The sequence below is a fragment of the Plantactinospora sp. CNZ321 genome, from assembly GCF_004217235.1.
This window is the reverse complement of record NZ_SHKQ01000001.1, coordinates 3,023,192-3,039,699: the sequence shown is the minus strand read 5'-3', so window position 1 is coordinate 3,039,699 and position 16,508 is coordinate 3,023,192. Positions and strand designations below refer to the sequence as shown.

At 72.9% G+C, this 16,508-nt stretch carries 13 protein-coding genes; 5 read left to right on the top strand and 8 right to left on the bottom strand.

Annotated elements, in window-relative coordinates; genetic code table 11:
• Window positions 1-75: 75 nt before the first annotated feature.
• Complete coding sequence (locus EV371_RS13620) at window positions 76-2,241, top strand: transglycosylase domain-containing protein (protein ID WP_130462374.1); 2,166 nt, start codon at window positions 76-78, stop codon at window positions 2,239-2,241.
• Between the two features lie 108 nt (window positions 2,242-2,349).
• Here the strand turns inward: EV371_RS13620 and EV371_RS13615 are convergent, their stop codons facing one another.
• Together EV371_RS13615 and EV371_RS13610 are read right to left on the bottom strand one after the other, a co-directional pair.
• Window positions 2,350-2,931: a GNAT family N-acetyltransferase gene (locus tag EV371_RS13615; protein WP_130462373.1), complete on the bottom strand. Its 582-nt coding sequence runs from the start codon at window positions 2,929-2,931 to the stop codon at window positions 2,350-2,352.
• Between the two features lie 105 nt (window positions 2,932-3,036).
• A complete protein-coding gene (locus tag EV371_RS13610) occupies window positions 3,037-5,139 on the bottom strand; it encodes a cobyrinic acid a,c-diamide synthase CobB (protein WP_130462372.1) in 2,103 nt (700 codons plus the stop codon).
• 195 nt (window positions 5,140-5,334) lie between these two features.
• On the opposite strand from EV371_RS13610, the gene EV371_RS13605 reads away from it, so the two are divergent.
• Together EV371_RS13605 and EV371_RS13600 are read left to right on the top strand one after the other, a co-directional pair.
• Window positions 5,335-6,165, top strand: coding sequence for an SURF1 family cytochrome oxidase biogenesis protein (locus EV371_RS13605; protein ID WP_130462371.1), 831 nt, complete (start codon window positions 5,335-5,337; stop codon window positions 6,163-6,165).
• Window positions 6,166-6,310: 145 nt separating this feature from the next.
• Window positions 6,311-6,796: a hypothetical protein gene (locus EV371_RS13600; protein ID WP_130462370.1), complete on the top strand. Its 486-nt coding sequence runs from the start codon at window positions 6,311-6,313 to the stop codon at window positions 6,794-6,796.
• Between the two features lie 66 nt (window positions 6,797-6,862).
• Here EV371_RS13600 and EV371_RS13595 read toward each other — a convergent pair whose 3' ends face one another.
• Both EV371_RS13595 and EV371_RS13590 read right to left on the bottom strand, forming a co-directional pair.
• Window positions 6,863-8,710 (bottom strand): ATP-dependent DNA ligase, encoded by a 1,848-nt coding sequence (locus EV371_RS13595; protein WP_130462369.1) that lies wholly within the window; start codon window positions 8,708-8,710, stop codon window positions 6,863-6,865.
• Between the two features lie 78 nt (window positions 8,711-8,788).
• Window positions 8,789-8,995 (bottom strand): hypothetical protein, encoded by a 207-nt coding sequence (locus tag EV371_RS13590; RefSeq protein ID WP_130462368.1) that lies wholly within the window; start codon window positions 8,993-8,995, stop codon window positions 8,789-8,791.
• 184 nt (window positions 8,996-9,179) lie between these two features.
• Here EV371_RS13590 and EV371_RS13585 point away from each other — a divergent pair, with 184 nt between their 5' ends.
• Window positions 9,180-10,874 (top strand): hypothetical protein, encoded by a 1,695-nt coding sequence (locus EV371_RS13585; RefSeq protein ID WP_130462367.1) that lies wholly within the window; start codon window positions 9,180-9,182, stop codon window positions 10,872-10,874.
• A gap of 123 nt (window positions 10,875-10,997) precedes the next feature.
• On the opposite strand, the gene EV371_RS13580 is transcribed toward EV371_RS13585, so the two are convergent.
• From EV371_RS13580 to EV371_RS13570, 3 genes are all read right to left on the bottom strand, one after another.
• The gene (locus tag EV371_RS13580) at window positions 10,998-12,362 is read right to left on the bottom strand and encodes a dipeptidase (RefSeq protein WP_130462366.1); all 1,365 of its coding nucleotides are present in this window, start codon (window positions 12,360-12,362) and stop codon (window positions 10,998-11,000) included.
• Between the two features lie 108 nt (window positions 12,363-12,470).
• Window positions 12,471-13,640, bottom strand: coding sequence for a M48 family metallopeptidase (locus tag EV371_RS13575; protein ID WP_130462365.1), 1,170 nt, complete (start codon window positions 13,638-13,640; stop codon window positions 12,471-12,473).
• Window positions 13,641-13,731: 91 nt separating this feature from the next.
• Entirely contained in the window at window positions 13,732-14,334 is a 603-nt protein-coding gene (locus EV371_RS13570; RefSeq protein ID WP_130462364.1) for a hypothetical protein, read from the bottom strand.
• A gap of 48 nt (window positions 14,335-14,382) precedes the next feature.
• Between EV371_RS13570 and EV371_RS13565 the strand changes: the two genes are divergently transcribed.
• Window positions 14,383-14,793, top strand: a complete 411-nt coding sequence (locus tag EV371_RS13565; protein WP_130462363.1) for a rhodanese-like domain-containing protein — start codon at window positions 14,383-14,385, stop codon at window positions 14,791-14,793.
• Between the two features lie 118 nt (window positions 14,794-14,911).
• Here the strand turns inward: EV371_RS13565 and EV371_RS13560 are convergent, their stop codons facing one another.
• Window positions 14,912-16,504, bottom strand: a complete 1,593-nt coding sequence (locus tag EV371_RS13560; RefSeq protein ID WP_130465879.1) for a cobyric acid synthase — start codon at window positions 16,502-16,504, stop codon at window positions 14,912-14,914.
• Between the last annotated feature and the right edge of the window lie 4 nt (window positions 16,505-16,508).

The window sequence follows — 16,508 nt, the reverse complement described above, 5'->3', positions numbered from 1 at the left end:
AAGCGACCGGGCAGAAGGCTCGGATATCCGCGAATCTTTATCATGTTTTACCGGGATTCATCATAGCTTGGAGGCGTGACGGACCCCACCACCCGCCCTGCCCCTGGTCGACTCGTACCCCTGCTCCGTGCCGGACTCATCGCCGGTGTGGTCGTCGCGGCGGCGTTGTTCCCGTTCGTCGCGGTCGGCGGCCTGGCCGCCAAGGCCGGTGCCGACCTGGTGGAGAAGACCCCCGCCGACCTGCTCGCCGCGGCGCCCGCACAGACCAGCTACGTCTACGCCGCCGACGGGACGACCCTGATCACCACCTTCTACGAGGAACACCGGCGGTACGTGCCGCTCTCCCAGATGTCGCCGTACATCCAGCAGGCGATCGTGGCCTCGGAGGACTCCCGGTTCTACGAGCACAACGGAGTCGACCCCAAGGGCGTGCTCCGGGCCTTCGTCGCCAACCAGCAGGCCGGTGGGGTGTCCCAGGGCGCCTCGACGCTGACCATGCAGTACGTCCGGATGGCCCTGCGGGACAGCGCGACAACCCCGATGGAGGCCCGGCAGGCCACGGAGCAGACGCCGCTGCGCAAGCTCCGGGAGATGCGACTCGCCCTCGACCTGGAGAAGGAGGTCTCGAAGTCGCAGATCCTGGAGCGCTACCTCAACGCGGCCTACTTCGGCCATCGGGCATACGGCATCTACTCGGCATCGGAGATCTTCTTCTCGAAGCTCCCGAAGGACCTCACTCCGGTCGAGGCGGCCACCCTAGCCGGGCTGGTCAAGGCGCCGACCACGTACGACCCGGCCAGCTCGGACCGAAAGGCCGCCACGGACCGGCGCAACTACGTACTCGACCGGATGCAGGCGATGGGCTACCTGTCTCCACAGGACACGGCGGCGGCGAAGGCCGAACCGATCCAGCTGCGCCTCAGCAACCCGCCGAACGACTGCATCTCGGTGCCGGAGGAGCACAACGGCTGGGGATTCTTCTGCGACTACCTGAAGGCCTGGTGGGCGGCGCAGCCAGCGTTCGGCAGCAACTCGCTCGAACGCCTGGACAAGCTGCGCCGGGGCGGTTACACCATCATCACCAGCCTGGACCCGAAGATGCAGGAGATCGCCGACGACCAGGTGCAGTCCGCGATCTCCAACAACAGCCCGTTCGGTCACGGCCTGGTCGCGGTCGAACCCGGCACCGGGTACGTCAGGTCGATGGCGGTGAACCGGAACTATTCGCTGGACCAGAGCGAGAACGGCCCACACTCCGACCCGAGCCGGCGCAACCGGATGAAGGGCAACTACCCGAACACCGTGGTCCCGCTGCTCGGCGGCGGAGATCTCCCCGGCTACCAGGCGGGATCGACGTTCAAGATGTTCACCATGCTCGCCGCGCTGGACGCCGGACTTCCGCTCAGTACGGCGTTCAACTCACCGCACCGGTTCGTGTCGATCTACCCGGACGGCAGCGGTGGCCCGACGGACTGCGGCGGCTACTGGTGCCCGTCGAACGCCAGCGGCGCGATGAGCGGGCACCAGACCATGTGGTCCGGCTTCGGCAAGTCGGTCAACACGTATTTCGTCTGGTTGGAGCAGAAGGTTGGTGCCGAGAACGTGGTCCGGCTCGCCGAACGGTTGGGCCTGCAGTGGCGTACCGACATCGACAAGCGGCAGGCGTCGCCGATCCAGGCGAACAAGTGGGGCTCGTTCACCCTCGGGGTTTCCGACGTCACCCCGCTGGAGATGGCCAACGCGTACGCCACGGTCGCCGCCGAGGGACGGTTCTGCGAGGCGCTGCCGGTCACCTCGATCGTCGGGCCGGACGGCATGCCGGCGACGTACCGGACCGGCGCCGGGATGGATCTGGAGATCGCGCTGCCGAGGTGCAGCCAGGAGGTCAGCGCCGACGCGGCCCGCGCCGCCACCGACGCCGCCCGGTGCCCGACCGGGGACACCCCGGCCCGGGGGTCCTGCGGCGGCTGGTCGACCGCCGACCGGGTCCGGGGCATCGTCGGTCGGCCGGTTGCCGGCAAGACCGGTACCACCGACAGCGACCGGGCCGCCTGGTTCGTGGGTTACACCCCTGAACTGGCCGCCGCGAGCTTCCTCTCCGACCCGGACAGCCCGATGAACCCGGTCGGCTCGGGCCCGGCGAACAAACCCATCGACACCGTCGCCGGATTCCTGAAAGACGCACTGAAGGACCAGCCGGTACGCCAGTTCAACCCGCCCTCGGACGAACTCACCGGCTGACCGGGCCGGTCCTCGCCGAGCCCGCCACAGGCGGTCCCGCCGGCCGGGTGCCCCGGGGGTGGCTGCGACGGCGCGGGATCCTCGTGCTGGGAACCGACCGGGTCGCCGTCAGGTTCCGGGTGAGTGCAGGTCGGCGGCGACCAGGGACCAGACCTCCAGGTCGACCCGGCCGCTGTGCACGTACCCGGCGTTGCGCAGCAGCCCCTCGTAGGTGAAACCGGCCTTCTCCGCGACCCGCCGAGACGCGGTGTTGCCGGGCGCCACCCGCAGTTCGAGCCGCTGGAAGCCGTGCTCCAGGATCAACGCGACGGCTATCGCGTCGACCGCCTCCGCCGCCATGCCGAAGCCCCGCGCCTCCGGCGCGATCGCGTACGACACCTCGGTGACCCGGCCGCCCCAGTCGGTGCGCTTGGTCCACAGGCAGCCCACCAGCCGCTCGTCCTCGCGCCGGATCACGCCGTAGTGGTCGCCATTACCACTGTCCCGCCGCTCCTGGGCCATCTCGGTGCACCAGGCGTCGGCGTCGATCTCCCCGAGTTCCCGCTGGAACGGCAGCCAGCGTTGAGTCTGCTTGTCGGCGAAGATCGCCGAGACCGCCTTCGCGTCCGACCCTCTCAGCGGGCGTACGTACACCCGAGGCGTCGACACGGTCAGGGTCGGAAAGCGGCGCACTGCCACCTCTCCGCTCATACCGCCGGCTCACCCCACTCGTCGCCCGACCGCCTCTCGACGGTGTCCCATCGGCCAGACCCAGGCCGCTCGCCACCGATCCGGATCATGCGCCACCGATCCAGATCACGCCACCGGTCCAGCCGCCGGACTGTTCGGCACGGCGCCGGTCGCCGGCTCGGACCCGACCGTTCCGCCCGGTCCGGCAGCCTCCACCGGCGACTCGGTGTCGGAGCCGGCGGCCCTCGGCGCGGGGACGGCCCGCGAGCCGGCACCCGGCCGGATCGGACCGCCGTCAGTCGGCCCAGCGCCACCAGGGAGCACACCGCCACCGGAGGACGCAGCACCACCACGTGACGCAGCACCACCAGACGGGACAGCACCACCAGACGGGACAGCACCACCAGACGGGGCAGCACCACCAGACGGGGCAGGGCGACCGGACGCGGGGCCGGCAGTTGGCTGCCGTGGACCGGTTGCGTCCGGGCCGACCGGAACGGCAGGCCGACCAGCACCCGAGGGCGAGACCGGAACGGCAGACTGGCCAGCGCCCGAGGGCGAGACCGGAGCCGGTGGCGAGACCGAAACAGCCGGCCCGACCGGAGCCGGCGGCGAAACCGGAGCCGACGGCGAACCCGGGGCCGCCGGTGGCACCGGAGCAGCCGGCCCGACCGGGCTCGACGGGGAGACCGGAGCCGACGGGGAGACCGGAGCCGACGGGGAGACCGGAGCCGACGATCCGACCGATCCTGGCGACACCGGCGCGGCCGGGCCCACCGCCCCCGCCGACGGCGCGGCGGCAGCCGGCGCGACCGGAACCGTCGGCGACGTGGGCGCCGGGCCGGACGGGGTACCGGCCGACGTGGCAGCGGCGACCAGGCGACTGGCGATCACCGGACTGCTCGCCCAGTGCAGCGTCAACTGGGAGGCGTGCACCCGACGCCAGACGAAGCCCTCCGGCGGGCCACCGCCCCAGCTCCACGCCGGGGTCTGCCCGGCCCGTGGGGTCAGTACCCCGCGATGCTGCTTGTAGCCGACCAGCCGGGCGCCGAGCCGGGCGACCGGGGTGTCCGCCCGGGCCGTCGCCTCGCGGTACCCGACCACGGTCCGGTCCAGGCTCACCCCGGTGGCGTCCAGCACTCCACACATCGGGCGCCCGTCGAACTCCCGGGACAGCCAGAGCAGCCCGGCCCCCTCGGCGATCACCGGGCGGCCGGTACGGGCAAGTTCCGCGACCGCGATGCAGAGCCGGCGGTTCGCCGACAGCTCCTCGGCGTACGTCTCGGGAAGCGCGCCGCCGATCACCAGCGCACCGGTCTGCGCCGGCAGGGTCTCGTCGCGGAGCGGATCGAAGGCGACCACCTCGGCGCCGGCCGCCGCCAGCAGTTCGGCGGTCTCGGCGTACGAGTACGACAGGGTCGGCCCGCCGGCCAGCGCCACCACGGTACCCGTACCCGTGGTCGGCGGGTCGCCGACCGGTCCCAGCTCGGCGAGCGCATCCGCGGCCGACCAGGCGGTCACCGGCACCCGGGGCGCCGAGCGGGCCAGCGTCAGCAGCCGGTCGAGGTCGACGACTCCGGCGATCGCCTCTCCGAGCCGGCGCACCCCCCGGTACGCCTCCACGGCGCGCTGCATCACCGGCACCACGCCGTGCTGCCGGGACGGCAGGACGGCGGGCAGGTCCCGTCGGCGCAACGCCCCGAAGACGGGTACGCCGATGTCGTCCAGCGCGTCGCGCAGCAGTTGCTCGTGCCGGTCCGAGGCGACCCGGTTCAGGATCACGCCGCCGAGCCAGAGCATCTCGTCGTACGCCCGGAAGCCGTGCGCCAGCGCGGCGACCGACTGGCCCATCGAGCCCACGTCGACGACCAGCACCACCGGGGCCCGCAGGCTGGTGGCGATCGCGGCGGTCGAGTCGATCTCGGGCCGGCCGGCCAGGCTGTCGAAGAGCCCCATCGTGCCCTCCACCACCGCGATCTCGGCATCGGCGGAGCCGTGCGCGAAGAGCGGGGCGATCCGCTGCGGGCCGACCAGCCGGGGGTCGAGGTTGCGGCCGGGGTGTCCGGCGGCGAGCCCGAGGTAGGCGGCGTCGGTGTGATCGGGACCAACCTTGAACCCGGCGGCGTCCAGTCCTCGGGCGGCGAGCGCGGCGAGCAGGCCGACCGCGATCGCGGTCTTGCCGTGTCCGGACGACGGTGCGCTCACCACTACGCGCGGCGCGTCGATCATGGTCGGCTCCTCGGGGCGCGGTCACCGCCCCCGGTGCGGGCGGTTCTGGTACGGACGGTGGTGGTGCGAGGGACGGCCCGGCCCGACCCGTCGATCGAACCGACGCGCGTGAGGATACCCGGCACCGGGCGCCGCGCCGGCCCGCCGAGCCGGCCACCTGGCAAACCGGGGCAGCCGCCCGGGTAGCCTCGTGCTGTGTACCGGTTCCTGCTCACGCCCCGCTGGCTGGGCATCCTCGCGCTGACCCTGGCCGCGGCCGCCGTGATGGTGCTGCTCGGCAACTGGCAGCTGAGCCGCTACCAGGAGCGGGCCGCGATCAACGAGCGAATCGACGAGACCGCGACGCTGGCACCGGTGCCGGTGCATCACGTGCTGCCCCGGCCGGACGGCCCGGCGGGCACGGTCGGTCCGGCGACGCCGGCCGGCGCGGCGTGGACCCGGGTCACCGTGACCGGGCGGTACGACAGCACGAACGTAATCATGATCCGCAGCCGTACCGTGGCGAGCAGGGTCGGCTTCGAGGTGCTCACCCCGCTGCGGCTGGCTGACGGCAGCGCCGTCCTGGTGGACCGGGGCTGGATTCCGCCGGCCGAGGGCGGCGGCGCGCTGGCCCGGCCCGAGGTCCCGGCGGTCCCGTCCGGCGAGGTGACGGTGGTGGGCCGGGTTCACCTGTCGGAGAGCAAGCCGGACGCCGTCACCCGGCGGGACGGCCGGATCGAGACCCGGCGGATCGCCGTACCGGCGCTGGCCCGGGAGCTGCCGTATCCGGTCTACTCGGCTTATCTGCTGTTGGACGAGCAGACTCCGGCCGCCGACCCGGCCTTCTCGGCGATACCGATCCGGCACGAGAACGACTGGCAGAACGGCGGCTACGTCGTGCAGTGGTGGCTGTTCGCGGCGATGGCCCTGGTCGGCTTCTGCTGGGCGGCCCGCCGGGAGGCGCGCGGTGACCTATTGGACGGCGACCGGGACCGGCTCGGCCAGGATCGGCTGGATCAGCCGGCTCCGGCCACCCCGGGCGGCTGAGCCCGGTCGCGCTCGCCACCGCCTGCCCGTCCGACCCCGGTCGGGCTGCGGTCATCGACGCACCGCCTGCACCTCACGGTGGCGGCGGCCACGATCCGGGTTAGGGTCTGCGAAACCGGCGGTGTGGCATTGGGGAGGAGCCGCAATGAGTGTGGACCCGAGCGGAGCGCCGGACGTACCTCCGCCACCACCAACCGATCCATGGCCGACCAACCGCCCGTGGCCGACCGACGCCTCGGTCTCGCCCGGCTATCCACCACCCACCGCCCCGGGCTCGCCGGAGCCGGTGGTCGCGCAGATCGGCGAGATCGCGGTCACCCCGTCGACGGTACGCACCCCGAGTGGCGACCTTCCACTCGCCGGTTCGCAGTGGCACGTCGCGGACTACTGGCAGAGCGAGCAGAAGACGCCGACCTGGGCGATCGTGGTTGCGGTGGTCGGCTTCTGCGTACTGACCGTGTTCAGCCTGCTGTTCCTGCTCGTCAAGGAGACCGTCCACCGTGGAACCGTGCAGGTGACGGTGACCAACGGCCTCCGGCAATACGTCGCCCGGATCCCGGTCACCGAACAGTTCCAGGTCCAGCAGATCCACCAGCAGGTCAACTACGCGCGGTCGCTGGCCGCGATCTGACTTCCGGTCGATGCCGGACGGTCAGGCCCCCGTGCCCAGCCGGGGGGTGACCGCGACGGCGGCCGGTCAGGGACGCCGACCCTCGTGGATGGCTCGTACGGTGTCGATGGTGTCCGCTTCCGCCGCGCTCTTGTCGTCGCGGTACCGCAGTACGCGGGCGAAGCGCAGCGCCACGCCGCCCGGATAGCGCGGGCTGCTCTGCACCCCGTCGAAGGCGATCTCCACGACCTGTTCGGGACGCACCCGGACCACCCAGTCGCCGCGCTCCACCGCCAACTCCTGGAACCGCTCGGTCTGCCAGCGCAGCAACTCGTCGGTCAACCCCTTGAAGGTCTTGCCGAGCATCACGAAGCCGCCGGTCTCGGGATCACGGGCGCCGAGGTGCAGGTTCGACAGCCAACCCTTGCGCCGGCCACTGCCCCACTCGACGGCAAGCACCACGAGGTCGAGGGTGTGCCTCGGCTTGACCTTGACCCAGGCGGCACCACGGCGACCCGCGTCGTACGCCGCCTGCGGCGCCTTGACCACGATGCCTTCGTGCCCGGCGTCGACAGCGGCGGCGAAGGCCGTCGACGCCTGCTCGACGGTGTCGACGGTGATCCGCTCGACGAGTTGTGCCGGCGAGACGGTGCGGGACAGCGCGGCCCAGCGCTCGTGTCCCGGCGCGTCGAGCAGGTCGACGCCGTCCAGGTGGAGGATGTCGAAGAAGTACGGCGTCAGCACGACCCCACCGCTGGTGTTCGCCGCCGCGATCACGGCAGGGGCGACGGTCGCCGGACGGTCCGGGCCGGGGATCTCGGCGGGTGCCGTGCCGGAGGTGCCGATCCGGGGCACCTCGGAGATGTCCACCGACCCCACCGACCACGCCGACCCTGCCGTCGACGGTGCGACCGGCGCCGCGCCGAAGCTCCGTGTCCCGCCCGCCGTGTCGGCGTCGTCCACGCCGACCGCTGCCACCTCGTCCGGCCCGCCGCCGACCGCTGCCACCTCGTCCGGCCCGCCGCCAACCGCTGCCAGGTCGCCCGGCTCGCGGCGGGCCTCGTCGCGGACTGCCCGGCGGGCTCCCCTGGTCGCCGCCCGGCTGGCGGTCTCCTGGAAGGGCCGGGGTCGGCCGGAGGCATCGAGGGCGATCGCCTCGCCGTCCAGCACCAGCTCGCGGGCTGGCAGGGAGCGCACCGCCGCCACCACCTCGGGAACCCGCGAGGTGATCTCGTCGAGGCTGCGGGTGAAGACCGAGATGTCGTCGCCGGAGCGGTGCACCTGGATGCGGATGCCATCGAGCTTCACGTCGACCACCGCCGGCAGCCCGACGGCGGTCAGCGCCTCCTCGACCGACCCCGCGCTCTGCGCCAGCATCGGTGCGAGCGGGCGGCCGACCTGCAGCGCGAACCCGGTCAGTGCGCCCGAGCCGCCGGTGAGCGCGGCCGCCGCGACCGCCTTCAGGTCACCGGCGAGCAGCAGTGCCCGGCGCACCGTCGGTAGCGGCACCTCGGCCGCCCGGGCGATCGCCTCGGCCAGCAGGCCCGCCTGGGCGCCCTGCCGCAGCTCCCCGCTGAACAGGCCGAGCAGCAGCCGCCGCTCGTCGACGGTGGCGGCGCCGAAGAGGGCTGCCAACAGCTGACGCCGACGCTGCTGTGAGCCCGGTCCCCGCACCTCGGCCAGCTCGGCTATCGCCGCGTCGACGCCGGCCACCGTCAGGGTCGGATGCTCGGCCGGCGGCGGCAGCTCACGCAGGCTGGCGTAGCCGACCCCGGTCTGCCGCTGACGCAGCTCGCCGGCCAGGTAACCCGAACCGGCGACGAGTTCCTCCGGCGCGAGGTTGCGCAGCGCCTCGGCGAGCAGCTCGACCTTGGCCCGCCGGCCCGAGGTGGCGGCGACGGCCGCGGAGGTGGCTGCCAGATCAACGAAGCGCACGGCTCCATCCTGGCAGCCAGCACCGACATCATTCCGGCCGGCCCGCCATCGTCCCCCGGCTGAGCTGGGCAGGGACGGTCAGACCGAGGCAGGTTCCTCAATGCGTAGGCCACGGGCACGCACGCTGTCGGCCACCCGGGCGAGAGCGGCGTCGAGCGCACAGAGAACTGTGGAAAGCTCGCCGAGCTGGTCCCGGAGCGCATCCTCGGACCACGCGGAGACGTCGACGTCCCGCAGCGCACTGACCGCGGCGTCGAGCCGCGCGATCGCCTCGTTCGTACTCATGTTCGAAACCTTACCGCCTCGAAACTCCCGCCGGGCGCTTTCTCCGTTTTCTTCCCGCGAACATCCCCTCGTGGACAGGTGGACTATCTTCGACTACGGACACCCGTCCTCTGTCCACACTCCCCTCCAGCCAGACGCGGTCCGGTCTCCGGACCCGGGCTCCGGCGAGACCCCCCGGAGAGTCATGACGAACGGCATCCTCCGCCCAGGCAAGCGGGTCGGCGCGGCCGCCGCCGCGGTGTTCGCGGCGCTCGCCCTCACCGCCGCCCCCACCCCGGCGTACGCCGCGGCGCAGCCACGGTTGCAGATCTCCAGCGCCACCGAGGCGACGATCGACACCACCGGCAGCACCCTCGGCTTCCACCTGCACAACACCGGGGACGCGCCGGCCACCGAGGTGGGCGCGGTCTACAACGCCGAGCACACCAGCGACGACGTCATCCTCTCGGTCCCGCCCGGCGGCGAGGACTGCCAACAGTCCCACAAGACGGCGACGTGCCGGCACGACGACCTGGCGCCGGGACAGCGCCGGCTGATCGAGCCGATCAGGCTGCGCAGTGCCCCGGACGCCCGGCCGGGTCCGGCGGGGTTCGTCCAGGTCAGCGTCTCGGGCCAGGGGCCCGACGGTGCGGTCTCGGCGACGTACGAGCTTCCGGTGAGCATCCGGGCCACCGGCTCGGGCCTGGTCGCCGAGGTCGGCGACCTCGGTAGCGCCGAGCAGCGGGTCGGCGGCGGCGACCGCCGAGGCCTGGACGCCAGGGTGTTCAACCTCGGGAAGAGCACCCTGCCCGGCTTCCGCCTGACGATCACCCTCCCGCTCGGGGCAACATTCGTCGAGCGGTACACCGAGTGCGTCTACGATGACGACCTCCCCGGCGAGCCACCGGCGGGCTACGTCTACGGCCCCCGGCGGGTGACCTGCCAGATGCACCTGATCCTGGAACCCGGCAGCGGAGTCGCCTTCTCCGATCCGGTCTCCGGGGACGCGGCGTTCAACGTCGTCTTCGGCAAGAACCTCCCGGGGCCCGCCGAGGCGAGCGGCCGGTTCGAGGCCGGCGTACCGGATCAGCCGCTCCCGCAGACCCGGCCCCGGGCAGCGACGCCGGACGGCCGGTCGCTGGCCGCCAAGGTCGCCGAGCTGCGGGCCAGGGCGGCCGGGGCGGAGCAGCGGTCCCGGGTCGAGCCCGGAACGCCGGAACAGCCCGGCGACACCGGACAGCCGACCACACCGGGCCGGCAGGCCCCGACCGGTGGCGGCGACCCGGCCCAGCTGACCCCCGCGGCCGAGCCGCACGTCGCCGAGTTCGGCATCTGGACCAAGCCCAACAGCCACGACCTCGAGGTACGCGCGACGCCGGTCACCGGCTCCGTCGGCGACACCGTGGAGGTGCCGTACCGCATCACCAACCACGGTCCGTCGGACGGCGGTGCCGCGTGGCGGATCGTCGCGCCGAGCGGCACCGTCCTGTTGCCGAGCCAGTGGTGCGCGTTCCGGGACGAGCAGGGTGAGCCGGTCGCCGAGCTGACCGAGGTCGACTGCGGCACCGAGAGCCAGTGGCTGGCGACCGCCTCCGGCGAGGGCGTCGTGTCGTCGGCGGTACGCCTGAAGATCAAGTCGACACCGGGTACCGACGGCACGATCACGATCCGGGCCCTCGGACCGTCGACGGAGACGGGACCGAAGAGCAACACCGCCCAGCTCCTGATCAACAAGCCGGGCGGCGGTGGCGGCGCGGACGGTGGCGACGACGGGCTCCCGATCACCGGGGTCCGGACCGGCCCCATCGCCGCCGTCGGCGCCGCTGCCCTGCTGCTCGGCGCGGTGCTGCTGCTGGTGGGCCGGCGGCGCCGGTCGACGGCACCCCCGCCCGCCGAGTAACCGGTCCGGGCGCCGGAAAGCCGCCGGGCCCGTCCGGGGGATCGGAACGACTCGTCGGCCGATCCCCCGGATGGACCCGCTCGATCCGTGAACCGCCGGGTCCGCTGGGCGGCCGCGGATGGCTCAGCGGGCGCCGGCCGCCTCGGCGACCTTGACCAGCAGCAGCGCCTCGGCCAGGCAGACCCTGGCGAACTCCCCCAGGTGCAGGCTCTCGTTCGGCCCGTGTGCCCGCGCGTACGGGTCCTCCACACCGGTCACCAGGATCGCGGCCTCCGGGAAGATCCGGCGGAACGTCTCGATGAACGGGATGGAGCCCCCGATCCCCATGTCCACCGGCTCGACGCCGTCCCAGGCGGTCCGGAAGGCGGCGCGGGCCGCGTCGTACATCGGGCCGGAGGCGTCGATCACGCACGGCTCGCCGTCGTGTTCCAGGGTCACGGTGACGCTCGCCCCGTGCGGGGCGTGCCGGCGCAGGTGCTCGGTCAACGCCGCGTACGCCTTCGCGGCCTGGTCACCCGGGGCGAGCCGGACGCTCAACTTGGCCTTCGCCGACGGGACCAGGGCGTTCGGCGCCTCCGCGGTCGGCGGGGCGTCCAGCCCGATCACCGAGATCGCCGGCTTGTTCCAGAACCGGTCGGTCAGCCGGCCGGTGCCGATGAACGAGACCCCGTCGAGCATCCCGGCCTCGGCACGCAGCCGATCCTCCGGATAGTCGACGGTGGCACCCGCCGTGCTGACCAGCCCCTGGACCGCCACGTCTCCGGCTGGGTCGTGCAGGGTGGCGAGGAGTTGGCAGAGCGTGGTCAGCGCGTCCGGTACCGCCCCGCCGAACATGCCGCTGTGCACCGCCTGGGAGAGGGTGCGGACCTCCACGAAGCAGTTGACGATGCCGCGCAGCGATGTCGTCAACGCCGGTACGCCGATGTCCCAGTTGCCGGAGTCCGCGATCACGATCACGTCGGCGGCGATCTCGTCCCGGTGCTCGGTGAGAAGCCGCTCCAGCGAGTCGGAGCCGTACTCCTCCTCACCCTCGACGAAGAGCACCACGCCGACCGGGAGCGCGTCACCGAAGGCCCGCAACGCGGCGACGTGGGCCAGCACGCCGGCCTTGTCGTCGGCGGCGCCCCGTCCGTAGAGCCGGCCGTCCCGCTCCACCGGCTCGAACGGGTCACTCTGCCAGAGGCTCAGGTCGCCGACCGGCTGCACGTCGTGATGCGCGTACAGCATCACGGTCGGTGCGCCGGGCGGCGCGGGACGCCGGCCGATCACCGCCGGCTGGCCGCCGGACCGGACCACCCGCACGTCGAGAGAGCAGCCGCGCAGCAGTTCGGCGACCGCCTCGGCGGAACGCTCGAGCTGGGAGTGGTCGAAGCCGTCGAAGGCGATCCCGGGGATCCGGACCAGCCGCTCCAGGTCGGCCCGTACGCCCGGCAGCTCGCGATCGATCGCGGCACGAAGTTCGGACTCGGTGCGGATAGTCGTGGTCATGCCGAAGATCGTATGCCGCGCCGCGCCGCGTGATCATCCGAACCCCGGACGACGCGTGATCATCCGAACCCCGGTGGACGCTCGTCCAGGCTGTCGGCGGGCGGAGTGCTACCGGGGTTGCCCGGTCGGCGGTTCCGGTGCCTCTCCGTCGGTCCCGGGTGCCGGGCCGGTGGAGCCGGTCGTGCCCGGCTTGTCGTTCCGGCGGGTACGACCGGCCGCCCGAGCGGCGGCCTCACCCGCCGCGTTCGCCCAGGAACGGGCCCGACCCGCGCTGCCGCCGGCCCACTCGCCAAGGTCACTGGCGCCGTCGCCGAGCCGGCGCAGCAGGCCGACAAGCGGATCCTGGGATCGTCCGAAGGCCTCCCGGTACGCCTCCGCCGCAGCCTTGATCTCGGCGGACACCGAGGTCAGACCGTCATCGTCCCGGCGCGGATAGTCGCCGCCGAGCAACCGGGCGTACGCGCCGGAGTCGACCCACCTGCGCAGGTCCGCCGCCCGGGCCACCGGCACCGGATGGGTACTCCAGGCGGTCATCCGGATCTTGTGCAGGCTGTCCCGGAGGTCACCGCCACCCTCGTACTCGGCGGCCTGCTCCAGGAATGCGGCCGTGTCGATCTGGCTCAGGTCGCCACCGCCGGCCAGCTTCATCAGTACCCGCAGCGCCGCCGCCGGGTCCTGGCCGGCGAGCAGTCCGGCCCGGTCGCCCGACAGCTCCGCCTTGCGCCACCACTCCAGCATCGCGGCGATGATCGCCCGGAGGGCGAGCGCACCGACCGGCAGCCAGCTCAGGTTTGCCGCCCACCGGGTCAGGATGGTGAGGATTGTCTTGTAGACGGCGTGCCCGCTGCCCACGTGGCCCAGTTCGTGGCCGAGCAGGAAGCGGAGCTCGTCGTCGTCGAGTTGGTTGACGGCGGCAGAGGTGATCACGATGAACGGCCGGTCGAGACCGATCGCCTCACCGGACAGCCAGGGCGACTGGGTCACGAAGAGTTCGGGCAGCTCGGCCACGTCCAGCGCGGCACCCGCCTCGGCGTAGAGCCGGTACACCCGGGAGTACTGCCGGTGGTCGACCCGGATCGCGGAGGCCAGGTAGGAGAGCCGGAAGCCGCGCTCGTTCCACATCCCGAAGAAGGCCTTGACCACGTCGTCGAAGCCGCGTAGTTCGCGCAGTGCGGTCAGCGCACCACGGTCGGCCGGATGCTCCCAGGCCCGGGAGCTGATTCCGCGCAGTACCACCCGTCGCCGGGCCGGAGTGCCACCCGTACCGTCTGCCGTCATGGTGTCCCCCCGCCCGCCGCGCGTCGGCCCTGTCCTGCCGATCGTGCCCCAGCGATGCGGATACGTCCATAAGCGGACCAGGGTCAGTCCGTCACCGGACCCGGACGAAGGCGGTGCCGTCCCGCACCGAGCCGGTGGCGCCGTCCACCACCAGGTCGGCTCGCTCGACGGTGCGGTCGGCGGCGAAGTGCGCACGCTCGCCGCGACGCCAGACCGCCAGCCGGGATGCCAGCGCAGCGCCGTCCCGGGCGAGGGTACGGTCCCGGCACAGGTCCACCGGTGCGGTCACGAAGACGGCGAGGCTGAGTTCGGCGGCGATGGCGGCACGGGCGCTGGAGACTCCTTCGACGATCACCACCGGGGCGGGCGGCACCGCCGTCCAGTCCGGCCCGAAGCGGTCCCGGGTCCAGTCGTACCGGCGGTACCGCGCTGACCGACCGCTGCGCAGCGGGGCGAGGATCCACTCCTCCAGCCGGGGCCAGAAGGTGAACTGGTCCGCCCAGCCGTCGAGCAGGTCGTCGGTGTGCACCACCGGCGTGGCGACCTCGAACGCGGCCGCCAGCCGGCCGGCGAAGACCGTCTTGCCGGCTCCGCTCGGCCCGTCGACCGCGACCAGTCGGGTACGCCCCAGCCGGGCCGGCCGCCCCAGGATCCGCTCCGCCAGGTCGGCGTACGGCTCCACGACGGGTGACATCCGGCCGACCCTACCCGTCGGTGACCTGGGCAGGCGGACAATGATCCGGTGTCGGACCAGGATCGGGGTGTGGCGGTGCTGCTGGCGCGCGCCCGCGCCGGAGTACGCCGTCTGACACCGCTGGAAACTCTCGCGGCGGTGCGGCGCGGGGCGCTGCTGGTGGACACCCGTACCGATCCGCAGCGGGCGGAGCAGGGCGAGTTGCCGGGGGCATTGGTGATCGACCGGACCGTGCTGGAGTGGCGGCTCGATCCGGCCAGCGGGTCCCGGATCCCGGAGGCGGTCGGCTATGACATCGAGATCGTGGTCGTCTGCCGGCAGGGCTACAGTTCCAGCCTGGCGGCGGCCAGTCTCCGAGCCCTGGGACTGTGGCGGGCGACGGACCTGATCGGCGGCTTCGATGCCTGGCGGCGGGCGGGACTGCCCTGTGCCGACCACCCGGCTGACGTGCGGAGGTGACGCGCGGAGGTGACGCGCGCGGAGGTGACCCCGCCCGGCGGACGCCCGAAGGGTCACCCCGCCCGGCCGACTGTGCGGAGGTGACCCGGCCGGGTCGACGCCCGAAGGGTCACCCCGTTCACGTCGGCGCAGGGGCCTGTTCCGCCGCGACGCGCTGGGTGGTCGTCGGGTGTGCCGGAGGTGCGCCCGGCGGGACGAACGGCAGCCCGGCCGGCGGTCCCTGTTCGACGAGCCGCCACAGCGCGGTGGTGTCGAGGTGCTCCTGCACCAGGTCGCCGAGGAGGTCCAGGGTGCGTTCCCGGGCGGCGGCGAACGACGTGTCCGGGGCGACCTGGAAGCGGTGCCGGCCAGCAAGTCTGGCCACCTCGGTGAGGAAGCGGCGCCGGAACGGGTCCGAGGTGAAGGCGCCGTGCCAGTGGGTGCCGAACAGGTGACCGACCGCCGCGCCCTCCGGCCGGCCATCCGGGTGGTGGATCAGTGGTGGCGGTGCCGGGTCGGCACCGGAGACGTACCCGTGGTGGATTTCGTAGCCCTGGACCGGGACCGACCCGAACGCCGTCCCCATCGAACGGGTCACGGTCTTGGCGGCGCCGAAGGTGATCTCGACCGGTAGCAGGCCGAGGCCGGCGACCCGCCCTCGCCCGCTCTCCACCTCGTCGTGTATGTGCCGGGCGAGCATCTGGTAGCCGCCGCAGATGCCGAGCAGGGGCCGCCCGGCTGCCGCGTGCGCCTGCACCACGTCAGCCAGGCCGGTACGGCGCAGCCAGTCCAGGTCGTCCACCGTCGACTTCGTACCGGGCAGTACGACGAGATCGGCGGCGGCCACCTCGGCCGGCTCGACGGTCAGCCGGACCCGTACTCCCGGCTCGGTGGCCAGGGCCTCCACGTCGGTGGCGTTGGAGACCCGGGGCAGCCGGATCACCGCCACGTCCAGCCACTCGCCACCCTTCGGCGGTGCCGGCCGGCCGAGCACCCGCCCGTAGGCGAGCGAGTCCTCGGCGTCGAGCCACAGGTCGACGTGCCAGGGCAGCACCCCGTACGTCGATCGCCCGGTGAGTTCGGTCAGCATGTCGAGCCCGGGACGGAGCAGGTCCAGGTCACCGCGGAACTTGTTGACCACGAAACCGGCCACGAGCTCCTGGTCGGCGGCGTCCAACAGGGCCAGCGTGCCGAACATCGACGCGAAGACACCGCCCCGGTCGATGTCGCCGACCACGATTGTCGGCAGCCGGGCGTGCCGGGCCAGCCCCATGTTGGCGTAGTCGGCGTCCCGCAGGTTGATCTCGGTCGGGCTGCCCGCCCCCTCGCAGACCACGACGTCGTATTCGGCGCGCAGTTCGGCGAGGGCTTCGAAGGCGGCCGTGGCCAATCGGGGACGCAGGGCGCGGAAGTTGCCGGCCGTGATGGTGTCGACCGCCCGGCCGAGCAGCACGACCTGGCTCGACCGGTCGCTTCCGGGTTTCAGCAGTACCGGGTTGAACCGCAGGTCCGGCGGCACGCCGCAGGCGGCGGCCTGCATGGCCTGGGCCCGACCGATCTCGCCGCCCCGCCCGTCCGGCCCGACCACCACCGCCGAGTTGTTCGACATGTTCTGCGCCTTGAAGGGCGCCACGCTCACCCCCTGGCGGTGCAGCCAGCGGCAGATGCCGGCGGTGAGCACGCTCTTGCCGGCGTCCGAGGTGGTACCGGCGACCAGCAGCCCGCCGCTCACCGGG